Below are 22630 nucleotides of genomic sequence, written 5' to 3' on the forward strand. Positions count from 1 at the left end.
AATTAGATCAATAGTCTTAATTTTAATTTTATACTATTTAATTACATCAAAATCAACACATTATTCAATCAACAAGTATATGTCCTCATACCCGTATTTAGGGTCTTTTTACAATATTTTTAAAAATATTGTAACGTTTTGCTATGCAGTACTGTCTTATATCCAAAATCAACGCACCCACCTACAACTATTTGATTTATAACAAAATGCGCTAAATGCGTAATGGAAAAATATTGCCCTATGAAAACGAAACTATTCTATATATTTCCTGTCATTTTCTGCAGCTTTCTGTTAATCTCAAGACGAGCAAATGCACAATCTACAGGCGAAATATCTGGTAAAGTACTGGATGAACAACATAAAGCATTTCCTTTTGCTTCTGTAAACCTGCTAAATGCAAAAGATTCAACTTCTGTTAGAGGAACTCTGACTAGTGATAATGGTCTTTACGAATTAAAAGGTTTAAATGCAGGAAAATACCTGGTAGCCATAAATGTAATAGGCTATAAGAAAGCGATTAAAGGACCTTATGTAATCACAACCGACTCAAAACCTGTTACAGTAAGTGATGTACAACTTAGCATCGATGCTCAACTTTTAAAAGGCGTGGAAATTGTAAAACAGAAACCTTTAATTGAGCGTCAGATTGATAAAACAGTGCTGAACATCGAGAATAGTATTCTGGCGACAGGAAACACTGCATTAGAAATATTGGAAAAAGCACCAGGGGTTACGGTAGACAAAGACGGAAAGATAAGCCTGAGAGGTAAGCAAGGTGTAAACATTATGCTGGATGGTAAACCGACCAACCTTTCTGCTGAGCAACTGGCAAACCTACTTCGATCAACCGAAGGTAATGCCATACAGTCTATAGAACTCATTACCAATCCTTCTGCAAAATATGATGCAGCCGGAAACTCTGGAATCATTAATATTAAACTAAAGAAAAACAGCAATTATGGTCTTAATGGAACTGTAACTGCCGGTGCTGGATATGGAACATTACCAAAAGTAAATGGCGGACTTAACATAAATTATAGAAATAAGAAGTTCAACATCTACGGAGATGGCAATTACGGCTTTAATAAAAGTTTCAATGAAACTGATATTTCCAGGGTTAATGGTACCACGATCGATAAAACATATTTCGTTCAAACAGGCCATAATGATAAAAAAAGAACCAACCGCAATTATAAAGCTGGTTTAGATTATTTTATTAATGATAACCATACCATAGGATTTTTTGTAAACGGATACCATGGTAACGGTCCGAATACATCTAATATCCTTACACTTATTGGCGATAAACCACTTAAGGTAGACTCCTCTGTAGTAGCTTTAAATACCAGTGATTCAAAATATACCGGAATTACCTACAATCTAAACTATAGAGGGGTATTGGATACCCTGGGTCAGGAAATCAGCATGGATATGGACTACTCACGCTATTTTGAAACTCAGGAAAGCATATTTAACAATGAATATAAGAATGCTGCTGGTGGAGTACTAAAGCCCGATTACATATTCAGAAACACCTCCCCATCTCTTGTTAAGATCTATGGCGCTAAGATTGACTATGTCATGCCCATAAACAAAGACATTAAATTGGAGTTTGGAGCTAAAACCAGCTTTGTTAAGACAGATAACAACTTCATTTTTGAAAACTACAAGAATGACAAATGGGAGAATGATCCGGGCAGAAGCAATCAATTTGTATACGATGAAAATATCAATGCTGCATATGCCAACTACAAACAAAAGTTCAAAACTACAACCGTACAAATTGGATTAAGAGCAGAACAAACAGGCTCTAAAGGGAATTCCATAACAGAACAAAAGGTTGTTAAAAGAGATTATCTGAACCTATTTCCAAGTCTATTCATCAATCAGGAATTGTCAAAAAACCATGAAATAGGATTTTCTTATAGTCGCAGGATAGACAGACCAGATTACGGCTCCTTAAATCCCTTTATTTATTACCTCGATTTATACTCTTATAGATTTGGCAACCCTTTCTTAAAACCTCAGTATACCAATTCCTTAGAGTTCTCTTACTCCTATAAAAAGAACTTAAATATCACCATGGGCTATAGTCATACCAATGATGTGATGACCGAGGTTTTACTAACAGACACGGCTAAGAAAACAATATTTATCTCCCAACAAAACCTGGCTACACAAGATTCCTATAACATGAATATCAGCTCACCCCTTACCATTACTAAGTGGTGGAGTAGTAACAATAACATAAACATCTTTTACAATAGATTTGAAACCCCTGATTTGCTGGGTGTTCCATATTCAAGTGGGCGACTCGCTTTTACTCTAAATACAAATCAAACCATCACATTAAACCCGAGTACTAAATTTGAATGGTCGGCCAATTACGAATCGAAACAAGTATGGGGCACTTTGTTAATTGAACCACGTTACCGCATTGATATGGGAGCCAGCAAATCCTTTATGGATAGCAAGCTGAATATTAAGTTTGCGGCCAATGATATTTTTAAGCTGATGAAAAGTAGGATTACCAGTACACTACCCTCTCAAGATTACGTTGTTAACGAAAGATGGGAAAGTCAGGTTTTCCGATTAACATGCACTTATCGTTTCGGAAGTAAGGAAATTAAAGCTGCACGACAACGTTCCAGTAGTTCCGAAAGTGAGAGTAAACGTGTAAAATCAGGGAATTAAAAAAAGCGAGACTCGTCAGAAGACAAGTCCCGCTTTCAATTAACGCTCTCTGCATGCAAGGTACATAAAACTCATTCAAATACAAATATATTTTTCACTTTTAAAGAATGAGAGTTACATTACCCCTCATTAAACTATCATGGATTGTATGAAGTAGTATTGCAACATACCATAAACCATGCTTAGCAATATCAAATAAACGATATTGATTCGGAATTTAAACATCAGCAACATCGATACCAGGATCCATAATAAAGCCATTACATCAATACTTCCCAGACTAAGACCATTATGGAAAAGTACATCCTTCCCTAAATAAAGTGTAAGATTTAAGATTACCCCAACAACCGCAGCAGTTACAAAGCTGAGCACATCACTTATCACCGCATTTCCCCTGGAATGCTCTAAAGCTGGTCCGCCGACAAAAATGAACAGGAACGAAGGTAAAAATGTATAAAAGGTAGTCGCTAATAATCCAATAGTCCCCATCCACAATGATCCATTAAAGTGATTGAATCCAGCCATAAAACCTACATAACACACAACGATGATTAATGGACCAGGTGTAGTCTCTGCGAGTGCAAAACCATCTACCATTTGCGATTTACTTAACCAGTTAAACTTAGACACACTAAATTGCGCTACATAAGGCAAAACAGTATATGAGCCCCCAATGGTAAAAAGTGCAGTCTGGGTAAAAAATAAGATCATACCTTTCCAGAAGGAAAAATCATCACTCAATAGATAAAACAATAAGAAAGGAACCAGCCATATCAATAAGAAAATAGCACTTTGTTTAATCAATAGCCAGGTGCTAAAATCTCTCCCAAGTCCTTCAGTATGTTTATTGATGTAATAGCTCTGTTCAGTATTAATCAGGTTATTTTCATCCTGATTTTGCTCATCCGTTTTTGTATTTTTTCTATATACAAGATCTGGCCAGAAATACCTGAACAATAAAGCAAAACCAATGGTTCCAAGAATTATATAAGGCATGGAAATGTTAAAGAAAAAGATGCTTGCAAAAGCAACCGCAGCCAATACATAGTGTAAAATTCCATGAAGCGCCTTGCCTCCTACGCTCCATACCGCATGAAAGATAATGGCCACTACCGCAGGCTTTAAACCACTAAACACAGCCTCCATCCAGGTTTGGTTACCAAAAGTGACATAGAGGAAGCTAAGTCCGAGTAGAATAAACACAGAAGGCAGAATGAAGAATAAGCCAGCGAGCAATCCTCCGCGTTTACCGTGTAACTGCCAACCGATGTAAATAGCAAGCTGCTGGGCTTCAGGGCCGGGTAAAAGCATGCATAAACTAAGGGCATGAAAGAACCTGCTGCTGCTGATCCATTTCTTTTTGTCGACCAGGAAATCATGCATGATATTGATGTGTCCGAGTGTGCCGCCAAAGCTTATCCAACCTAATTTAAACCAGAATTTTATTGCGTCTTTAAAAGGAGGTTTTTGTATGATAGCTTTTTTTTGCATAAGGGGATTTCGTGTTCAACAGGGTAGTCCGAAGGTACGAAAAATAGAGGTGGTATGGAAGAAAATTGCCCGCAATTCTACATCCGTAGGCTATAAAATATTGTGATAAAATAAGAATGATTTTATCTAAAAAAATCACAAAACCAACTACGAGTAAACAATGGACTTGGTTTAATTAGGCTGGAACTTGGCTGATTTACTGCTTTTTTTGCTCATAAAAAAAATTAAGTTTTCTGCATGTGTAACTTGTTCCTCAAAACTATAAAAGATTAATGTCTCACGTGAGATCAAAGGGAAGTAAGAGCCCAATGAAAACTTACCATCCATTAAAATGGTTGCAAAATAGCTAAGCCCTTTGTTCTAACCACGGACTTTCTGATCCGAGAAGGAGAAAGTAATTCTTATGACAAAGAATTCGTAGATCGCATTCACTATATGCAGAAAATGGATGCAGAGATCAAAGCATTCTTTTTAACGTCATTAATACATACATCCAAAACTTTAGGACCAAACAGGCCTTTTAGTAAAAACAACAAAGCCCAAACAATACCAGGCTTTGAGATTTAAGATTTCACTAAATCATATGCTTCTGGTGAATTAACACTTGTCACTAAACGCCAACCAGCATCTAACTTCTCTTCCGCACCTTTCCCCACATAGGATGTGCCAATGCGTTTAAACTCCTTCTTAACCTTTTTTGAAAAAGTATTATAGAAGTTCAATGAAGAAGGATCATCAGAAGTGATACCAATCCTTCCGCCCACGATGACATCATCTTTTTCAATATAGACACCTCCAAGTTTCAATTCAATCCCCTTGGGATTATTTAGAAGATCCACAGCATATTTTATTCCCCCTTTTCTTTGTTCGATTTCTCGAATATCAAGTGTAGTACTTTTTGGGATAACTAGATAACGATCAATAAGGTTCCAATCTCCAAAAGACGTCAAACCAAGTCTTGGATCATCAAATATTGAATTATAATGAACAATATCTGGGCTATCAAAAAGCCCCATTAAGAAATATTGAATGTCAAAAGCTTCCTCTATCTCTTTTAATATTGGTTCAATGTCTGATTTGGTTATAAAAAACATTACCTGTTTACTACTCATTGCTTCTTTATTAACATTAAATGTTCCGTTGGTTTTTGCAGTCTTATTCTTGCTGCATTAATAAACTCTCGAGAAGTTATAATCCCACTTTTATCTAAATCCACAGTATTAACCCTCAACACTCTTCCATCTTTCACCGCCGTAATATCTGGATACGAACCTCCTTTTCTTCCTCCATCTATAGGTTTCAAATATCCCTCAGGGCCCCTGCCCGCACCGTTCGTAACTGTATAACCTCTTTTTTCCATCTCCCCAGCTATGGCAGAATTCTAATAATAAAAGACATTCAGAAAAAGAAATACACACCCTACTAATAAATAGCAAATAAATACCATGTAGTAATTTTCAAACCTAATAGATTTTTTATTGTTAACAATACTCGAAATTGTATTATGAAAAAACATTTGTACCAAAAGGTGATAACAACTTACAAAAAAAACAACTGCCTTCCAGTTAAATTCAATTTGGTTAAAGACGAAATATAGCCAAGAGAAATTCATTATCAACAAAATTGTTAATCCTGAACCAATTTTGTATTCCACAGAACGGTGGTCCTCTTTTAACCAAAAAGATTTAACAAAATAAAAAGAATACACGTTAAAAGATATGACAGCTTTCTTAATAGTATTTATCAACAGCCAAATATTTATTATTCAGTTACACATTCTAAAGTTAATTCATATTGATCCATCTTAATAATTTAGATCATATTGAAACTTCTGGAAACTTTTAAAGGAGAAAAATCACCTTTAAATATATCCAACTCATAAAAGTTATCATCTGTATCTAAAATTACAGAAATATTTAACTTTAATTTATCCATTTCAATCAAAGTCATTGAGGGCTTAATTTCATAGTCTAGTACCATTGCCATATTTTTCAAGTTTTGAATCTTGAATATAAAAAAACAATTATATACAACTGCCAAAATTGCTATTAAATCAGAATATGCTCCCACCGTCGCATATCTGTAAATTTTGGAGAACGCAGTGTTAATCTCTGTTTTATCTTTCGCATAATTTCTAAAAGCTATAGACACATAGGCATAAAAAAGGTATGCACCTACTATTGAGCCTAACTTACCGTACATGGGGTCTAAAATCCTACTTCTTATTCTTGCCATGATTAATTGATTAAAGTTTTTATTAGATTTTTTTGGGATTCGTCAGGAGACGAATAGTGCCTTCTTAAACTATTTTCATACTACTCCTGTAAGGAATTAATATGAGTTGGATTTTCCCGAACAAAGCAGAGCGAGAGAGCAATGAGGTCCATCTTAAATTCGACTTTGTTATTAAGCTGAATACCGTCATCCTATAAGCCTGACATTCATCCAAAAAAATGTTAAAAAAAGTTTTTCTTATGTTATGTTTTTGATCCATAAGCCAAAAGTAGGATGAAGAAAAAATGTCTTGTCGCAGACCGTCCCGATATGACGTTTTATGTCGTAATTGTCTTTATAATAAATCTGTTATACAATCAGATCTCACCAATTACCATTTAACATTCTATCGTAGCAGAGTATTGCGACAAAATATGCATATTTTTGTCGCGATACGTTGACTTTTGTCGCAATACATTGATTAAGCTGAAGTATGACAGTAGATCCCTATTAACAACTACCTGGATTTATCTGATTTTTATTAGTTTGACTAATCACATTACTTGTCGCAGAGTTTGATGGGTCTCATGAAGAATTTCCTACATTCACAATACCAAAACAAGCTTCAGATGCGGAACAGCATAATCTGATGAAAGATTGGGCAGCTTGTATTTTCAATTTTACATCTCAACTATTTTTATACTGTCTACAAAAATATTTGCTAGTTTTTTATAAATGTTAACAAATTCAGAATACTCAAACGATGGTAGTTCTTTTTCTAACTCCAGCCATTCCTCACCTTTCTTCCAAAAATATTTGTAATAACAATAATCAAAAAACATCTCCATATTTTTATTCCTCCTCAACAACAGGCATTCTTCATTCTTTGTTTGATAAAAGAAATCTGAAATTAGATTGTATACTTCAATTAATACTCCAGCATCATCTGATCCTATTCCTTCAATTTTCGTATTTTTTAATAGAACATCTTCAACTTCTATAAAAGAATAAGAATTGATTTCGCTTGAAAATAGCTGCGTATAATTAATCAGTTCATTTTTATTAAATGGATAAGTATCTGCATCATTTTCATTCATAAAATTCTTTATGCATTCCAAGGAAAAAAAGCCACAAATTCTATTTTCTTTATCTACTAAAAAAAAATCATCAAACTCATTTTGTCCCCAAATAATGAAAACATTTGATGACTCCGACAGATAAAGCTCTATTATTGAAAAATTCATATGTTAAATATCACTATTTTCATTTTACAGGTGTTCCAAAGTAAACTGTAAGCACCTCGAACCTTCATGTACCTTTTTAAAGAAGATTCCAAAGTTTGCTGCTGGCTAGCACAACGCTTTTGGCGGGTTTTATTTACCCAGCCTGGAATTGATGGTTTCACTGGGGACTTATTACAAAAGGAATAGTCAATCTTACAGATACTTTATCTCTATTGCATTTTCCTGGTTCCCATTTTAACATCAGTTTAGTCAAACGTAAAACTTCATTATCAATAAGAGAATTATTTCTTTTAGATATTGAAGCTTTTGCAAGCACTCTTGAATTACCTAATGTGTCGATTACAAAAGTTAAGAACAACTTGGTTTGTAGAGTTTTATTTTCTTCCTGTGGAGGGTAGACCATATTTTTCGCAAAAAATAAAGAAAGAGCATTCATCCCACCGGGATATACTGGCATTTCATCAACACTGGTGTAAATATATGAACCAATTGATTTCTCATAATACCCCCTACAACTTTTTTGTTGTCTTTTAATTTGCTCTGCTCTAAAACTACAGCTTGTAAGCAGAAAAATAAAAATAAAATATTTCATACATTATATGTAGAATTTATCCAATAGTGTCATCAAGGTTCCACTTTCATGTTCTAGAAATCTATGTTCATGTTTACACAGGTTCAATAAACTTCTGGCTATAAGCTTCAGAAAACTCCTTTAAGTTAATTTCTATTGCCTCTGCCGTATTGTTTATAAGACGATTTTTATCTCTGATGAGTAAATTACACCTCCATTGGTCAATAATAGCTTATATTATACCTATCTAAACTTAAAAGTGCCACTGGATCACTTCCATATATGCCACATTCAACATCATTCCGTTCCCTTATAATGGTTTTTGCAAACGCTATACCTAAATCTATATCTAATACAGTTCCTGTATTAATATCTGCTCTTAACAGAGCTACCTGTTTATTCTTTAGTAAAGGAAATTTTTCCATATTTGTTCTTATTTAAGGTTGTACTGGTGTTACTTTGGCGCCAGTTGTTCTACCTATTATTCAATTGATTAACCTCCGTTTATTCAAGATGAAGTATAGTAATGTTATTAATCCTATTAAGAACACCCAAAAACATATCTTTGTTACTTTCTGTTGATGAGTAATTTCCTATTGTCTTAAGGTTATTCGATGATACGCCTTAGTTTTTTCTTTCATGTTCATTTCAGATACATCAACATGAGTTTCCATCAAATCAACTTCATATTTATAACTGACCATCAAATTTAACTGGGCATAGATTTGAATGTTTAATGTTATACCAATGCCTCAACCTCTTTAACAGAAAGTCCAGTTAATTCAGCAATTTCATCAAAAACCATTTTTTTAGCCTTTAATTTAGTAGCAATTTCTACGGCTTCTTCATGACGCCCCTCCATCTTACCCTCTATTCTACCGTCACGCCTTTCCTGCATTTTTACAATTTCTAAAATACTCATGTCGATTTTTCCTCCTGTTAAAGTGTTAATTTGTTGATCGAAGTTATTATTTATATCCTTGTTATTAATGAAAATAAAATTCTTTAGAAATATCATAAAACTGATGATCCTGTCTGGTTCATAATTCTGACTCAGCAACAACCTGGCAATTTTTAATCTTTCTTCTCCCAACTCCTCATCAGGAATCTTTTTTTCTAATAGTGCCTTTTGACAGGCTAGAGCTATGAGAGCAAAAGGATTTCTCTTTGCCATAAGTGACTCTGCACTATGGTCGAAAACATGATAGCTTAAATATTTAAAGGAAAGTACTGTTCCTAAAAGCTCATCCCGATATTCTGTTGGTCTACTCTGGTTCTGATCTCCAATAAATACCGCTATAGTCGCTACAGGAACACCATGGCTCTCGCGAGCCCTATAGTTATATTGGTGTAGCCGAAAAGCAAAATCGGATTCTCTCCCAGCCTCGATTTCAACATTTAACAGCACCCATTTTTCAGTGCCATCTTTTAAATGAAGTTTAGCCAATAAATCGGCAGCACGCTTATCGTTTTTTCGCTCCCGATCCGGAATAATAGCAAACAACTCTTTGTCCATAAATTCAATTTCCTTATCGAAATCTATGACCTCATCCGCATCGGGATAAACAAATCGTAGGAAATCAGGGAAATTTTCTTTGAAAGCTCCTTTTAGTAGCTCATCATTCTTTTTCCGAGGAGTATTTTCATCCTCGATTTTCGTACCCACTACTAATGGAGCAACATCTATTTCTTCTGCCATGTTACATGTTTAAGAGCAAACTTACGCATGAATTATATCATAAACCACAAAACATAACCAATAAATTAATTTAATTGAATTATAAGGTTAAATTATTTACAATTAATTCTATCATATTGGAAAACATCTTAGAATTTTACATTGTTTCACCTGCCATTCTTGTCATGCACAATCGAATTATCACCTATGATTCGGTATATAACATCACGATGAATACATCAACTCTGTATAAACTACACGCTTAATGAAAGTATTTATAACGTTCATAAGATGCTAATGCGGATACTGCTAGATGACGATGAATTTTTCACATTTACCTTAACAAGTGGTAATTTATCAGTGATCTTTTCCAGCAGACAACCCGATTACTGTGCGACTTTACTTTGAACTGAATTAGTTGTTTAAGTCAGAACTGATTCTTTGTTATGAAAATATTTTCCTCTTATATAGAGGAAGAAGAATGAAAATATTAATGCTATAACATTTATTCCAATAAATATACCTTTGGTAGACATGAAATTAAATACAAACTGAAATCCTAATTTAGGCAAAACAATTCCAGATTCAACTTTACTTATTGTTTGATCAATATTAATATAAAATACACATTCTAATCCTTGGAGATATTTAAAGCGAAAACCATTCATAAATATGGAAACAGATTGAATTAAACAAATAATCAGATTAATGTTTATCTCTCTCTTCCTCAACACTTCTTTCTTTGATAAAATTACGGAGTTAGTCCATAAGGTAAGACCAATAATAAACATACTAATTATTAACACCAGGATTATCAGGAACTCTAGCTTTAGATCTATATTTATTATTATAAATACAAACCAAATACTAATTAAACTAGTTATTATCAAAAAACATGAGCTAAAAGCTAATAATGTTTTATCAATCTTATTTAATGCTATTCTATTTGACATATTTGGAGCGTTTGAGTAGATTAAAAGTACTACTATTTAAATAGTATCTATAATATCTTAATAGCATTTATAAAATTATATACTAACCACATCTATTGATTTACTTGTGACTGATTTTCCGCATATTCTTTTATTACTGAATTACGGTTGATTAGCAACTTTTTCAAATAGCTAGATAAAAACATGTTATCAGCTATTCTCCCCAATATTCCTAAAGGTGAAACATAATCAAATATGTCGATCATTAATGTTCCATTGTCATGTTCTAGAAATCTATGTTCATGTTTAATAGATTTAAAAGCACCTGATAACATCTCATCAACAAAGAAATCAGGGCTTTCAAACTGAGTGATCTTACTTGTTAATTTTTGTGTAATACCAAAATGCCTCGCCTGCCAGGTAACTGTTTCATTTAATTCAATCAGTCCAGACAATCTCCCGGCAATTGCTTTTTCATTAGTATGTTTCGTAGAAATCTGGTGCAAATCAATGCTACGGGCCAGGTCGAAGACAGTTTGTTTATCAGCGTTTATATAAGTTTCTAGCGTTATTATAGGCATACATTAAAGCTTAGATTTATCAATAGCAATGATGGTGAGATCATAAAGAAAAAGAATTAAAAACTCGAATATTACAATTCCTTTAAATATTAAAAAAACATTAGTTAGAATCTCATTACTGGTATTTAATGTCACCAAATAAATCCCAAATAATGCCACTAATTGAGCAGGTATTTGCAACAAAACATCTTTGACATTTAAAGTTCTTATTAAACGAATGCTTATAACATTTAACATATCCTTAACTATATAAATCGATAATACTATTGCTAAAGTCAAGAAAAGAAAAAAAATAATACAGGTCGTTCATGGTTAAATAATCCATAATAAACTACTAGTACAGATAGCAATATGCCAAAGAATTGTGAGAGCTTCTTCATATTGTAAATATACAATACTAAATATATTCACGTAAGATTATATAAGGAAATAAAAAATTGATCCTTTGAACTTAATTCTATAAGCCTTTTTTCAATCCACTTCAGCTTATACTAAAAATAACCATTGGTTGTTAGAACAGTTTTCCAACGCTGATAGCCATCTGCTGATAAATGTAGTCCATCATAAGTATAGATAGAATTCATTCTACCATTAGCATCCATAAAAGAGTCATAAAGATTTACAAAAGTCACCCCCTCATTAGTACAAATTGTACTTAACTTGGTATTAATACTTTGTATCTCTGTCCTTTTATTTACATGATTTGAAAATTTAACCGCACCACTTGTTAAAACAGTTTCATTAACGGGTAGCAATCCCTGAAAATAAATTTTGGTCTGCGGACTTCCTGCTTTAATAAGACGAATCATCCTGGTATAGTTCTTTAGGATATACTTTTCTGTTACTCCCCTAGCTAAATCATTAATTCCTATTAAAATGAAAACTTTGGCCGGTTTACCATTAATTACTTCCTGCATTCTTTCAATCACACCATAGGTTATATCTCCAGAAATCCCTCTGTTTTTAGCAATAGTTAGACCCAACAAGGTATTCCAATCTGTACCTGCCGTGATGCTGTTTCCAATAAATACGATATCCGTAGCTGCTCTGGTCTGAGCATTAAACTCTGATACTTTCTGTCTGTAGGTATCTGGTCTGTAAGTACTGTCAAATGCTACCACCTCAACTTCCGGAACATCCACAATGGGTTTTGATGATGGGTAATCTGACAGCCCTTTTTTACAAGCTGAACATATCAACAATGCAGCTATAAATGTTAAAATAATATTCTTCTTCATAAATTTAAGTTTAATCCCAATTCAAATCCTCCTTTGGCAATTCCTTTTAGTTCTTGTGAAACTGAAGAATACCCTCCTATTAACGATAATACAGAATTTGGTTTTAAGCAAAGTCCTGTAGAAAAGCTTTTAGAGCTATGATACAAACCGTAAACACTTACTTTCTCGCCTTTCATGGTGATGTTTGCTCCCACATCTACAATGCCATCCAAACCTTTAATCCCTCTATAAGCGACCTTAGGCTCTAAGATGATTGGGAATGATTTTTGGCTAAAGTCGATCTTATAACTTACTGCTGTAAAAAAGATATTCCTGTTAACATGATTGTGCTCTTCATCAGCCTTTAAAAGATCTTTAAGATTTAAAAAAGAAGCCTGTATGTTTAATGAATTTGAAGTATAAGCAATACCAAATTCGGCATCAAAATACTTATCTCTATCAATATAACCTGTTACATCAGGATCATTAACATCGCCTTGTACATTTAAAGCATCAAAATCATCACTTCTAATGCCAGCCGATAATCCAAAGCTTAACTTCTTTTCTATGCTGATTGGTAAATGATAAGCGTAAGTCCCCATAATATTGGTCTGACTAAAAAAACCTGCCTTACTATTTAAAATAGTCAGGCCCAACCCGTTTTTATTATTAATACTAAAATCTGCAGATAATGCCTGAGAAACAGGTGCGTTTTCTATTGATGTACTTAGCTTTCTATAGTTTGCTGAGATCTTTAAATTTCCATTTAAACCTGCAAATGCTGGATTTGCTAAATACTGGTTAAAAAAATACTGATTTGCAAAAGGTTCTGTTTGAGCAACAGCACTTATGCTGGAAAGCGAGATTAGTATAAAAAAGACTAATGCCACTTTGCTATATTTCATGTAATATATTACCTTATTCATGTCTTATCCTTAATTATTTTTTTCTAATAATATTAAGCATCCCTTTAAGGATACCTTTACCATCGCCTAAATCAACTTGATAATAATAAGCTCCTTCTGATAGATAACTTCCATTATAAGTAGCATTCCAGGTGTTATCATATGATTTTTGATAAAAAACAATACGGCCGGATTTGTCCAATACTTTTACTTCATTATTTGGATATTCGTGCAGGTTGTTTATTACCCAGGTATCATTTATACCATCGCCATTAGGTGTAATGACATTGCTAACCACGTAACTGTTAGCAGATGGTTTAGTTAATGCTGTAGTTACCTTTGCCAATCCGGAATATGGGGATGCTCCAATAGCGGAAATAGCTTTAATACGATAGTAATACGCTGTGCCCGTCGAAAGTCCTAAGTCATTATAGGTATTGATATTTATGCCATATACAGTTGCGACATTACTGAAATCTACACCGTTTAAAGAGCGCTCAATCACATATCCGATCTCATCATCTGCTAAATCTACCCAACTTAATTTTACTCCTGAGGTTGATAAAGCGACACCGAAAAGTGCTGATGGTGTTGCAGGAAAAATATTAGTTTTGATATAAGAAGTATTACTATAAAACGAATATCCGTTATCACTTTTAGCTCTTACCCGATAATAATAAGTACCTAGTGGAAGTGTTTTATCGATATATGTGGTCACATCTGTTCCAACGGTGCCAATTAGGGTAAAATCGGTTCCATTTGCAGAGCGTTCTATTTCAAAAGCGGTGTCATTATAAGAATTATCTACCCATTTCAATGTAACATCTGCAAGATCTGTAGAAGCACTTGTCTGAAGACCATTAGGAGCTTTCGCTGCTGAATCGTCTATTGGCGCCAATGCAATACTCCTAAACTCAGTATTTGCAGGTGCACTAGCAATCTTAGTTAATGTGGTACTTACTGTCAAGTCTACATCCTTTGCATTTTCCAGCATCTGTATAGTAGATGGAGTAGTGGTATTCCCCATGACACTGATGAACAATGTTGCGTTTCCATCTTTATAAGTTCCTGTTATACCTCTTACATTTTCTGTTACGCCTGCTTTATTAAGCACTCCTTTTGCAATCCACTTTGAAGTAGCTACATCATACACATGCTTCTGAACTTGTCCACCCGCAACCTCATAATCTGCCACATACAAAAGATCTGGTTCACTATTCCCATCCGTATCAAAAAATACAAAATTATAGGGTCTACCTGTAGTGGCATAACCTGGTAATTTAGTAGTAGTTTGAGTACCTGATGTGGGCAAGCCACCACTAACCGTAGCAATGGAACTGGTTGTAGAAATATAAAGTTGGTTGTTAAAAATAGCTAACCCAAAATTTCCCGCAGCTGCAATACCCAATGAAGTTCCATTTGACTGACCTAATTTGATATGTCTTAAATTACTTCCAGAACCAATTATCCAGAAATTCTCATTGTCGTTGGTTACCGCTGACCTGAATGTAGAGTTGATGTTATCTATATAAGTACTTGAATTTACGCTTCCATCTGCTGATACAAATCCCAATACCTTTTTAGCAGCTGAAGCATTAATCGATTCGCCTGGGGCTTGATTAAAACCCATAACCATTAAATGTCGTTTATCTGCAGAAATAGTAAGGTTTCCTTCAAACGCTGCACTATTCCAATTTCCTGTCAGGGCAAAGCTCTTCCCATCTGCAGAAGCTGCAACTGGAAGTGCTGCTATAGTTCTGACAAAAACACCTGCCGGAGTATACTCATCAATAAAGGTAGCAGCAGCTTTTCCTGTTGATTGTACTGAGCCATCTCCATACCTGTAAACAGCTATATTGCTTTGAGCATGGGCATAAAATCCCCAACCCACTAGTATTAGTGATAAAATTCTTTTCATGATGCCAATTGTTTTATGCTAACCTATTTGAATTTGAATGTTGCAACGACCGGTCTATGGTCTGAAGCATATGAATTATTTATAACCTGGTGAGTCAATACAGTTAAGTCATTTGATTTGTAAAAAATTAAATCAATAGCTTTAGTCGGCACGTCCGACGGCGCACTTGGCGCACATCCTGTTGTACAGGTTCTCTTAAAAAACTGATCAAAATAATTGATACTTGTACTACCTGGCTGGTCGTTATAATCGCCTCCAACAATTACCGGCAGAGTTTCATTTTGGAAATAATCAATAATTTTTTGTGCTTGTAATAGTCTGTGAGCTTCAGCATCCCAATGGGTGCTGGCGACAATAACTTCTTTCCCGTTTGGCAATTTCACTTTTACAACTGCCATTGATCTTTGCTCATAATCTACCCCATCTTTATGAGGCAAAAGAACCGTAGAAGATGATAGTATTGGATATTTAGAAAGAATGGCGACTCCGAATTCCCCACCTTCATAGTCAATTGCCTTGGCAAAATAACTATGTCTGCCTGTTAAACTTCCCAAAAGTTTAGCCTGATCATTTCCTGTGCCCGACCTTACCGTATGCACATCGACCTCCTGCAAAGCTACAATATCAGGATCTGCAATATTTATAACAGAAGCAATTGCATTTAAGTCAATAAAAGTTCTGTCTTTTGTTGGTGGACTACAATGGTGAACATTATATGTCATTATTTTTAAATCTGCAGTACTACCAGTTGGAGGTGGTGTAATACCTCCCTTATCATCTCCCCCTTTGCTACATGCCAATATTGGAAAAACTGCAATAAATGCTAATAAATTTAAGATTCTCTTTTTCATCATTATATTTTTTAAATTTTCATCTTTTTACCATCCTGTATTTTGACCTAATGCAGGGTTACGTGTATATTGAATAAATGGAACTGGCCACAGGTAATGCTTGGGAGCAACAAAGGTTCTACCACTCAACGCAATGATGTAACCATTTTGGTCTGTTGTTTTATTGGAGACAGTCGAAGCTACCAATGCCCACGATTTTTTCATTCCTTTGATATCTTCTGCCAGAAGGTTTCCTTGTTTCCATCTTAAAATATCAAAGTATCTTTGTCCTTCTATAGCCAATTCAATCCGACGTTCTCTTCTGATCTCATCTCTTACATTCAGACCATTTGCAGTTAACTCAGCAATTTCCATATGCTTCATACCTACCCTATCTCTTAATAAGTTGATGCTGATATCAAGATCGTTTTGACTTAATGCTCCTTGTTCAGCTGCAGCTTCGGCATAAGTAAGTAAAACCTCGGCATAACGCATGATATGAATATCGTTGGCATCTCTGTTGCCCGTTGCAACTGCGGGTATTTCTACATACTTATTAAAGTAATAGCCCGTTAAGGTTACACAGCCTTGTCCATCGGCATTAAATTTTGGTGCGGTAAAAATACCTGGATTCGTATTTGCAGGATTGCCATCTTTCATTCCTCCCCAGGCCGATCCTGGTTTTAGAATAGTTTGTGTCATCCTCGGGTCTCTGTTTTCGAAAACATCATTATAGCTATTTTCTTTGTATAAAGGAGATATGTTAATCGGCAATCCATCCGAACATAAATAAGCATCAACTAAAGATTTAGTAGGACTCCATCTTGAATTTTCATTCGGAACCTGTATAAGCCTGCTGAGATTGTGCATACTTACATCCTTTAAGTTTAACCTGGCAATAATGGTTTCTCTGTTCTTCCCATTGGCAAGTTTTCCATTATAGGTAAACAAATCAGAATAACTGCTAGCTGGATTACCATTCGTATATAAAGCATATGTACCTAAATCCATTACATCTTTCGCGGCCTTTTGCGCAACATCAAATCTGTTGTTATAAAGTGCATATCTAGCTTTTAAAGCTAGTGCAGCCCCCTTATTTAACCTACCTAACTTTACACCAGTATTGATCGCTGCATCTAACAAATTGGCTGATTCCTGTAATTCGTTTAAAATAAAATCTACTACCTGTTCTTTAGGATTTCTGGGCTCATATAATTCATCTATATCCAGCACTTTTGTAACCAAAGGAACATCACCATACAGACTTACCAGGTGACCTAACAAATAAGCTCTAATCACACGAGCTTCAGCAGCTAAACGGTCCTTTGTCTCTTGTGGAATACTGGCTTTATTATAATTTTCAAGAAAGACATTACACCTTCTGATACCTGCATAATCACCCACCCATTCAGAATTAATTAATCCCAGATCTGTTGCAAAAGTTCCACTGCCCACTAACCTTCTTTGAGCAGATGTTGGGTACAAAGAATTATCCCCCTGCATTTCCTCTTCAATAAGGTTGATGTTCCTTAAGCTATTGTAGCAAGTATTTAAAGCTAGTACCAATTGTTCTTCATTATTCCAGAAAGATTCATTTACAATCTCGTCTGGTGATAACACATCCAAGAAGCCCTTGTTACAAGCAGAAAATAGAAAAATTGATAGTATATAAAATATTTTTTTCATGGTTAGATCTATTTAAAAGTGATATTTAAACCAAACACAAACGTTTTTACCTGAGGGTAATAACCACCTCCACTTACCGGTGTTTCCGGATCATAACTGTAGTAGAAATTTGTTGCTGTAAATAGATTATCTGCCGAAGCATAAACCCTTACTCTGTTGGCTCTAAACTTGCCGGTGATTTTTTCTGGTATAGTATATCCCAGCTGGATATTCTTTACCCTTAGATAGGAAGCGTCCTCCAACCAAAATGTCGACAATCTTTGATTATGAGACTGACCAGCTGTTAACCTTGGATAAGATGCATCAGGATTCTCTGGCGTCCACCTATCTAAATGTACTTTTTGAGGAGTTGGATCATTGCCGATATTTACAAAAGCATGTCTGGCCGCTCCTTTAAGATAACCATTTACTTTTCCAACACCTTGAAGGAAGAAACTGAAATCGAAGTTATTCCATGATAAATCTCCCATAAAGCCGTAAGTATATCTTGGAATCGGACTACCTATAACAGAACGATCTCCATCTAATGTAATTCTGCCATCGTTATCCAGATCAGCATACATGATATCACCAGGTGCAATAGGATCGCCACTGATATAAGGGAAGTTTGGGGTGTATTTATTATTACCAGCGTCATAAGTAAAATCTGATAACTGAGCTATTCTCAAAGCCGTTAAGCCATAAAAGGCGTCAATAGGCTGACCAACTATTCGGATTTGATCACCTAAAGATGCCGGAGCATTACCTAAACTTAGTACTCTGTTTTTTACATCAGATAAATTAGCTCTTACACCATATTTAACAGATTTTATTCTGTCGCGCCAGCCAATTTGCAATTCCCAACCTTTGTTTTCTACATGTCCTGCATTTTGTGGAGGATAACCAGCACCCAACACATCTGGCAAGGAAACATTTAACAGAATATCATTGGTTCTGTTTTTATAATACTCTGCTGTAAAATCCAGTTTACCTTTGAGGAAAACAAGGTCTAAACCTATATTCTGTTGAATTGCCGATTCCCAGGTTAAAATTCTATTTACTACACCAGATTCGCCATAACCAATAGTAATCTGATTGCCAATTGGCATCGTACTCATTTCTGTAAGAGAAGACATATAACCAAAATCTCTACCTACTTTATCATTCCCTAAGGAACCATAAGAGTATCTTAATTTAGCAGATTCTACATGTGATCTTAACTTCTCAAAAAAGGCCTCTTCAGAGAAAACCCATCCCACAGAAGCAGATGAGAACAATTGCCATCTTGATTCTTTAGCAAAACGAGTTGAACCGTCATAACGAAAATTCAATTCTGCTAAGTACTTATTCTTATATGCATAATTGCTGCGCCCAAACATAGATGCCAATGCATTAACTGTAGCCCCACCATTATTTATCTGGTTATCTGTTCCCAAATTAATAGATTCGATATCCTGAAGCGGCAAATGGGTTCTGCTAGCCGAAAAATCGTTGGTTAACGTTTTCTCTTTTGATGCTCCTACAAGTACCTTAAAGTCATGGTCTTTATTAAATGTTTTCTGGTATTCTGATAAACCAATAAATGTATGATAAGAACCAGAATAGGAAGTTACACTTAGCTTATTAGGGTTATTGGCTTGATAAATCAAGGAGTTATCATATGGACTATAATAATTTATCGTTTTAGAAAAAACGCTTCTTCTGGAATTGTATTTGTTTAAAACGTATTGACCTTTAATACTCCAGCCATCTAAAACTTTAAAATTCAAAGAAAGATTGGCATTTACCTCTTGCGAAGTATAAGTATTGGTACCACCATCCGTAGTTTGAGCAATTGGGTTACTCACATTTACATACGCCCATTTCCCGGTTGTAAATCTGACAGGACTTAATGGACTAATCACATGAAGCGTATGTAATGGTCCAGACTCTGAGCCTATGTCCTGAGCTGAGCCAATCGATTTTCGATCTGTATAACCAAAGTTAGCATCAACATCCAGCCTATCCATCAATTTGGTATTGATACGGAGTCGCGCATTATTTCTATCTGCAGAATAGTTGTCTCCCGTAATTAAACCTTTCTCATTTAAATTACCATAAGAAACAAAGTAATTGATGTTTTTAGCATCTCCACTTAAGCTTAAATTATGCGATTGTTGTGGTGTATTCTTTTTAATAATCTCTTTAACCCAGTCGGTATCGCCAAAATAGTTGGGGTTTGATTTGTTTTTAACCGTTTCAACATCATAAGATGTATAAGTTGGCGTTTGTCCAACGTTAATTTGTGCTTCGTTCAGCAGCTGCATATAATCTACAGAACCTACTAACTCCGGTAAAGCTGTTGGTGTTTGCACTCCATAATATGTACTATAAGTAAGCGATGGCGCATCTCCGGTCTTACCTTTCTTTGTGGTAATTAAAATTACGCCATTAGCTCCTCTTACACCATAAATAGATGCAGAAGAAGCATCTTTTAATACCGAAATACTCTCTATATCATTAGCGTTTAAAATATCTATACTTCTGGTTGGTGCACCATCAACTACATATAAAGGGCTGGAATCTCCTAAAGTACCAATACCTCTGATTCTGATACTTCCAGAGTTTGCACCAGGCTGGCCACCAGAACTTTTAACTGTTACACCAGCCATTTGTCCTTGCAAAGCATTACTGATAGAAGTAACGGGCCTGCTTTCCAAATCCTTAGCCTGTAAAGTAGCTACTGAACCGGTAAGGTTAATTTTCTTTTGAGTACTGTAACCAACAGTTACAAATTCATTTAAAATAAAGGGAGATTCTTTTAATACAACATTTATATCCGTTTGTCCGGCAAGAGCTTTTTCTACAGATATAAATCCCAGATAATTAAATACTAATATTGCCTTATCAGATTTTAATTTAAGGCTGTAATTACCATTAGCATCAGTTGTAGTACCTATTGGCATATCTTTAACCTGAACGGTAACACCTACTAAAGGAATATTTTTTTCATCTGTTACCTTACCTTTTACAACAATAGTTTCCTGTTGTTGAAACGCGCTTGAAGGTAAAGTGTTGCCGGCCTCCTGTATAATAATTGCCTTATTATTTATGGTAAAAGTCAGCGATTTTCCAGCTAAACACTTCTCTAAAACCTGCTCTAGCTGACCGTTAAAAACCATGTCGACCTTACCAACTTTCTTTATAACGTTTACGTTATAAAAGAAATCGTAGCCCGTTTGATTTCTAATGTCTTTAAATATCAGTTCTAATGAAGAATTTGGCCTATTTAAAAAGACCTTTTGTGCAAAACTTGCGCCCTGAACCTGGAATATTAGTGTAAATAATAAAAGAAAAGAAAGTTTCATAATAAGTATAAGCTTTGGCGAAAGCATTATACTTAGCCTAAACTTAATAAAAGCATAAAAATCCATACATTTGAGTATTAGGTTTAAATTTGTTTGATTCTATTCACATTGGGAAAAAGCAGGATTTGTCTAACCTAAATTTATTACGCCGGGAGTGTTTGCAGCACTTCCGGTTTTTGATTTAAGGGACAATGGAGAGTAATTATTTATGCATAACTAAGAGCCTCCTGTTCTCGATTTTAAAATTCACATTGCCGGTTAATTTCATAATATTTAGTACTTCAGATAAATTTCTGGAGCGGGATATAATTCCCATAAATCTGAGTTTCCTTAATTCCGGGTTCTCGTAATCTACTTCTACATTATACCATAAGGCTACTTTGTGCATGATGCTTTCTAAAGATTCATCAGCAAAATTGAAATAACCATTTTTCCAGGCTATAACTTCATCAGTATTGACCTGATTAATATCGATAGATTGTTGTCCAACGTCTACAGAAGCCTGCTGACCTGGCTTAATGACCACAGCTTTATAAATATTAGAAACCTTTACCGATCCTTCCAGAAGAGTTGTTTTCAAAAGATCATCGTAAGCATTCACATTAAAATGCGTACCTAAGACCTCAACCTTCATTCCATTGATTTCTACTTCAAATGGTTGTTTTCTATTCTTAAATACTTCTAAATAGGCCTCTCCTTCAATTTTAACATTTCTCTTATCTCCATTAAAATAAACAGGAAAAGTAATGGAAGAAAGTGCATTTAGCCAAACTTTGGTTCCATCAGGTAACACGACTTGGTATTGTCCGCCTCTAGGTGTTTTTATCGTATTGTAAACAGGATGAGCATTTCTTTCAGAAGATCTATAGGTGATCTTTCCGGATTTGAGATCATTCACTACATTCTGACCTAAAGTACTATTAGTTACATTTTTATTTAAATCAATAACAGAGCCATCTGAGAGAACTAAAACTGCAGAATTCCCTCCAGATGGAATATCATGTTGTACAATTGTGTGTGTTGACTTATTTCCGTGTTCAGGTTTAACATAAAACCAGATGGCAACAGCGCAAATCAGCAAAGCCGCAGCGGCTGCAATGCCTCGGATCGGTATTAAACGCTTGCGCTTAGGCTCCTGATTGATATTTAGTCTACTGAACAGGCTGAGCTGTATCTCATCTTTTAAACGACTTTCAACAAAAGGATTACCCAGGTCTGCTTCTTTACCTTCGAGGCTTTCATACCATGCTTCTACCTGTTCTTTTTCAGCCTCAGAAGCATCTCCATTATTATATTTCTGTAGTAATTCTTTTATATTTTTTAATTCCACGGCAAAGTACCTT

General features: G+C 34.9%; 17 protein-coding genes. 1 reads left to right on the forward strand and 16 read right to left on the reverse strand.

Annotation, left to right across the window (positions count from 1 at the left end; translation table 11 throughout):
• Positions 1–240: 240 nt before the first annotated feature.
• Complete coding sequence (locus tag WC623_RS12235; protein ID WP_372851386.1) at positions 241–2694, forward strand: outer membrane beta-barrel protein; 2454 nt, start codon at positions 241–243, stop codon at positions 2692–2694.
• A gap of 129 nt (positions 2695–2823) precedes the next feature.
• On the opposite strand, the gene chrA is transcribed toward WC623_RS12235, so the two are convergent.
• From chrA to WC623_RS12315, 16 genes are all read right to left on the reverse strand, one after another.
• Positions 2824–4185 (reverse strand): chromate efflux transporter, encoded by a 1362-nt coding sequence (gene chrA / locus WC623_RS12240; RefSeq protein ID WP_372851388.1) that lies wholly within the window; start codon positions 4183–4185, stop codon positions 2824–2826.
• A 563-nt stretch (positions 4186–4748) separates the two neighbouring features.
• Positions 4749–5297 carry a hypothetical protein gene (locus WC623_RS12245; RefSeq protein ID WP_349787125.1) on the reverse strand — a complete coding sequence of 183 codons (549 nt, stop codon included), beginning with the start codon at positions 5295–5297 and terminating at the stop codon, positions 4749–4751.
• Positions 5294–5545 (reverse strand): hypothetical protein, encoded by a 252-nt coding sequence (locus WC623_RS12250; RefSeq protein WP_372851390.1) that lies wholly within the window; start codon positions 5543–5545, stop codon positions 5294–5296. Before WC623_RS12250 ends, WC623_RS12245 begins: the two co-directional genes overlap by 4 nt.
• A gap of 452 nt (positions 5546–5997) precedes the next feature.
• Positions 5998–6420: a hypothetical protein gene (locus WC623_RS12255; RefSeq protein ID WP_372851392.1), complete on the reverse strand. Its 423-nt coding sequence runs from the start codon at positions 6418–6420 to the stop codon at positions 5998–6000.
• Between the two features lie 659 nt (positions 6421–7079).
• Complete coding sequence (locus tag WC623_RS12260) at positions 7080–7643, reverse strand: hypothetical protein (RefSeq protein ID WP_372851394.1); 564 nt, start codon at positions 7641–7643, stop codon at positions 7080–7082.
• Between the two features lie 157 nt (positions 7644–7800).
• Positions 7801–8235, reverse strand: coding sequence for a hypothetical protein (locus WC623_RS12265; RefSeq protein ID WP_372851396.1), 435 nt, complete (start codon positions 8233–8235; stop codon positions 7801–7803).
• Positions 8236–8435: 200 nt separating this feature from the next.
• Entirely contained in the window at positions 8436–8639 is a 204-nt protein-coding gene (locus WC623_RS12270; RefSeq protein WP_372851398.1) for a hypothetical protein, read from the reverse strand.
• A 314-nt stretch (positions 8640–8953) separates the two neighbouring features.
• Positions 8954–9913, reverse strand: a complete 960-nt coding sequence (locus tag WC623_RS12275; protein ID WP_372851400.1) for a hypothetical protein — start codon at positions 9911–9913, stop codon at positions 8954–8956.
• A 1024-nt stretch (positions 9914–10937) separates the two neighbouring features.
• On the reverse strand, positions 10938–11405 hold the full coding sequence (locus tag WC623_RS12280; protein WP_372851402.1) for a cell division protein: 468 nt from the start codon (positions 11403–11405) through the stop codon (positions 10938–10940).
• A gap of 491 nt (positions 11406–11896) precedes the next feature.
• Entirely contained in the window at positions 11897–12643 is a 747-nt protein-coding gene (locus WC623_RS12285; RefSeq protein WP_372851404.1) for a GDSL-type esterase/lipase family protein, read from the reverse strand.
• Positions 12640–13548 (reverse strand): type IX secretion system membrane protein PorP/SprF, encoded by a 909-nt coding sequence (locus WC623_RS12290; RefSeq protein WP_372851406.1) that lies wholly within the window; start codon positions 13546–13548, stop codon positions 12640–12642. The genes WC623_RS12285 and WC623_RS12290 overlap by 4 nt, the downstream gene beginning before the upstream one ends.
• A 13-nt stretch (positions 13549–13561) precedes the next feature.
• Positions 13562–15445 (reverse strand): gliding motility-associated C-terminal domain-containing protein, encoded by a 1884-nt coding sequence (locus WC623_RS12295; protein ID WP_372851408.1) that lies wholly within the window; start codon positions 15443–15445, stop codon positions 13562–13564.
• A 23-nt stretch (positions 15446–15468) separates the two neighbouring features.
• Positions 15469–16299, reverse strand: coding sequence for an endonuclease/exonuclease/phosphatase family protein (locus WC623_RS12300; RefSeq protein WP_372851410.1), 831 nt, complete (start codon positions 16297–16299; stop codon positions 15469–15471).
• 24 nt (positions 16300–16323) lie between these two features.
• The gene (locus WC623_RS12305) at positions 16324–17961 is read right to left on the reverse strand and encodes a RagB/SusD family nutrient uptake outer membrane protein (RefSeq protein ID WP_372851412.1); all 1638 of its coding nucleotides are present in this window, start codon (positions 17959–17961) and stop codon (positions 16324–16326) included.
• 8 nt (positions 17962–17969) lie between these two features.
• Positions 17970–21287, reverse strand: coding sequence for a TonB-dependent receptor (locus WC623_RS12310; protein ID WP_372851415.1), 3318 nt, complete (start codon positions 21285–21287; stop codon positions 17970–17972).
• Between the two features lie 202 nt (positions 21288–21489).
• Complete coding sequence (locus tag WC623_RS12315; RefSeq protein WP_372851417.1) at positions 21490–22617, reverse strand: FecR family protein; 1128 nt, start codon at positions 22615–22617, stop codon at positions 21490–21492.
• Positions 22618–22630: the final 13 nt, after the last annotated feature.

The organism is Pedobacter sp., assembly GCF_041645105.1.
Classification (GTDB): Bacteria; Bacteroidota; Bacteroidia; order Sphingobacteriales; family Sphingobacteriaceae; genus Pedobacter.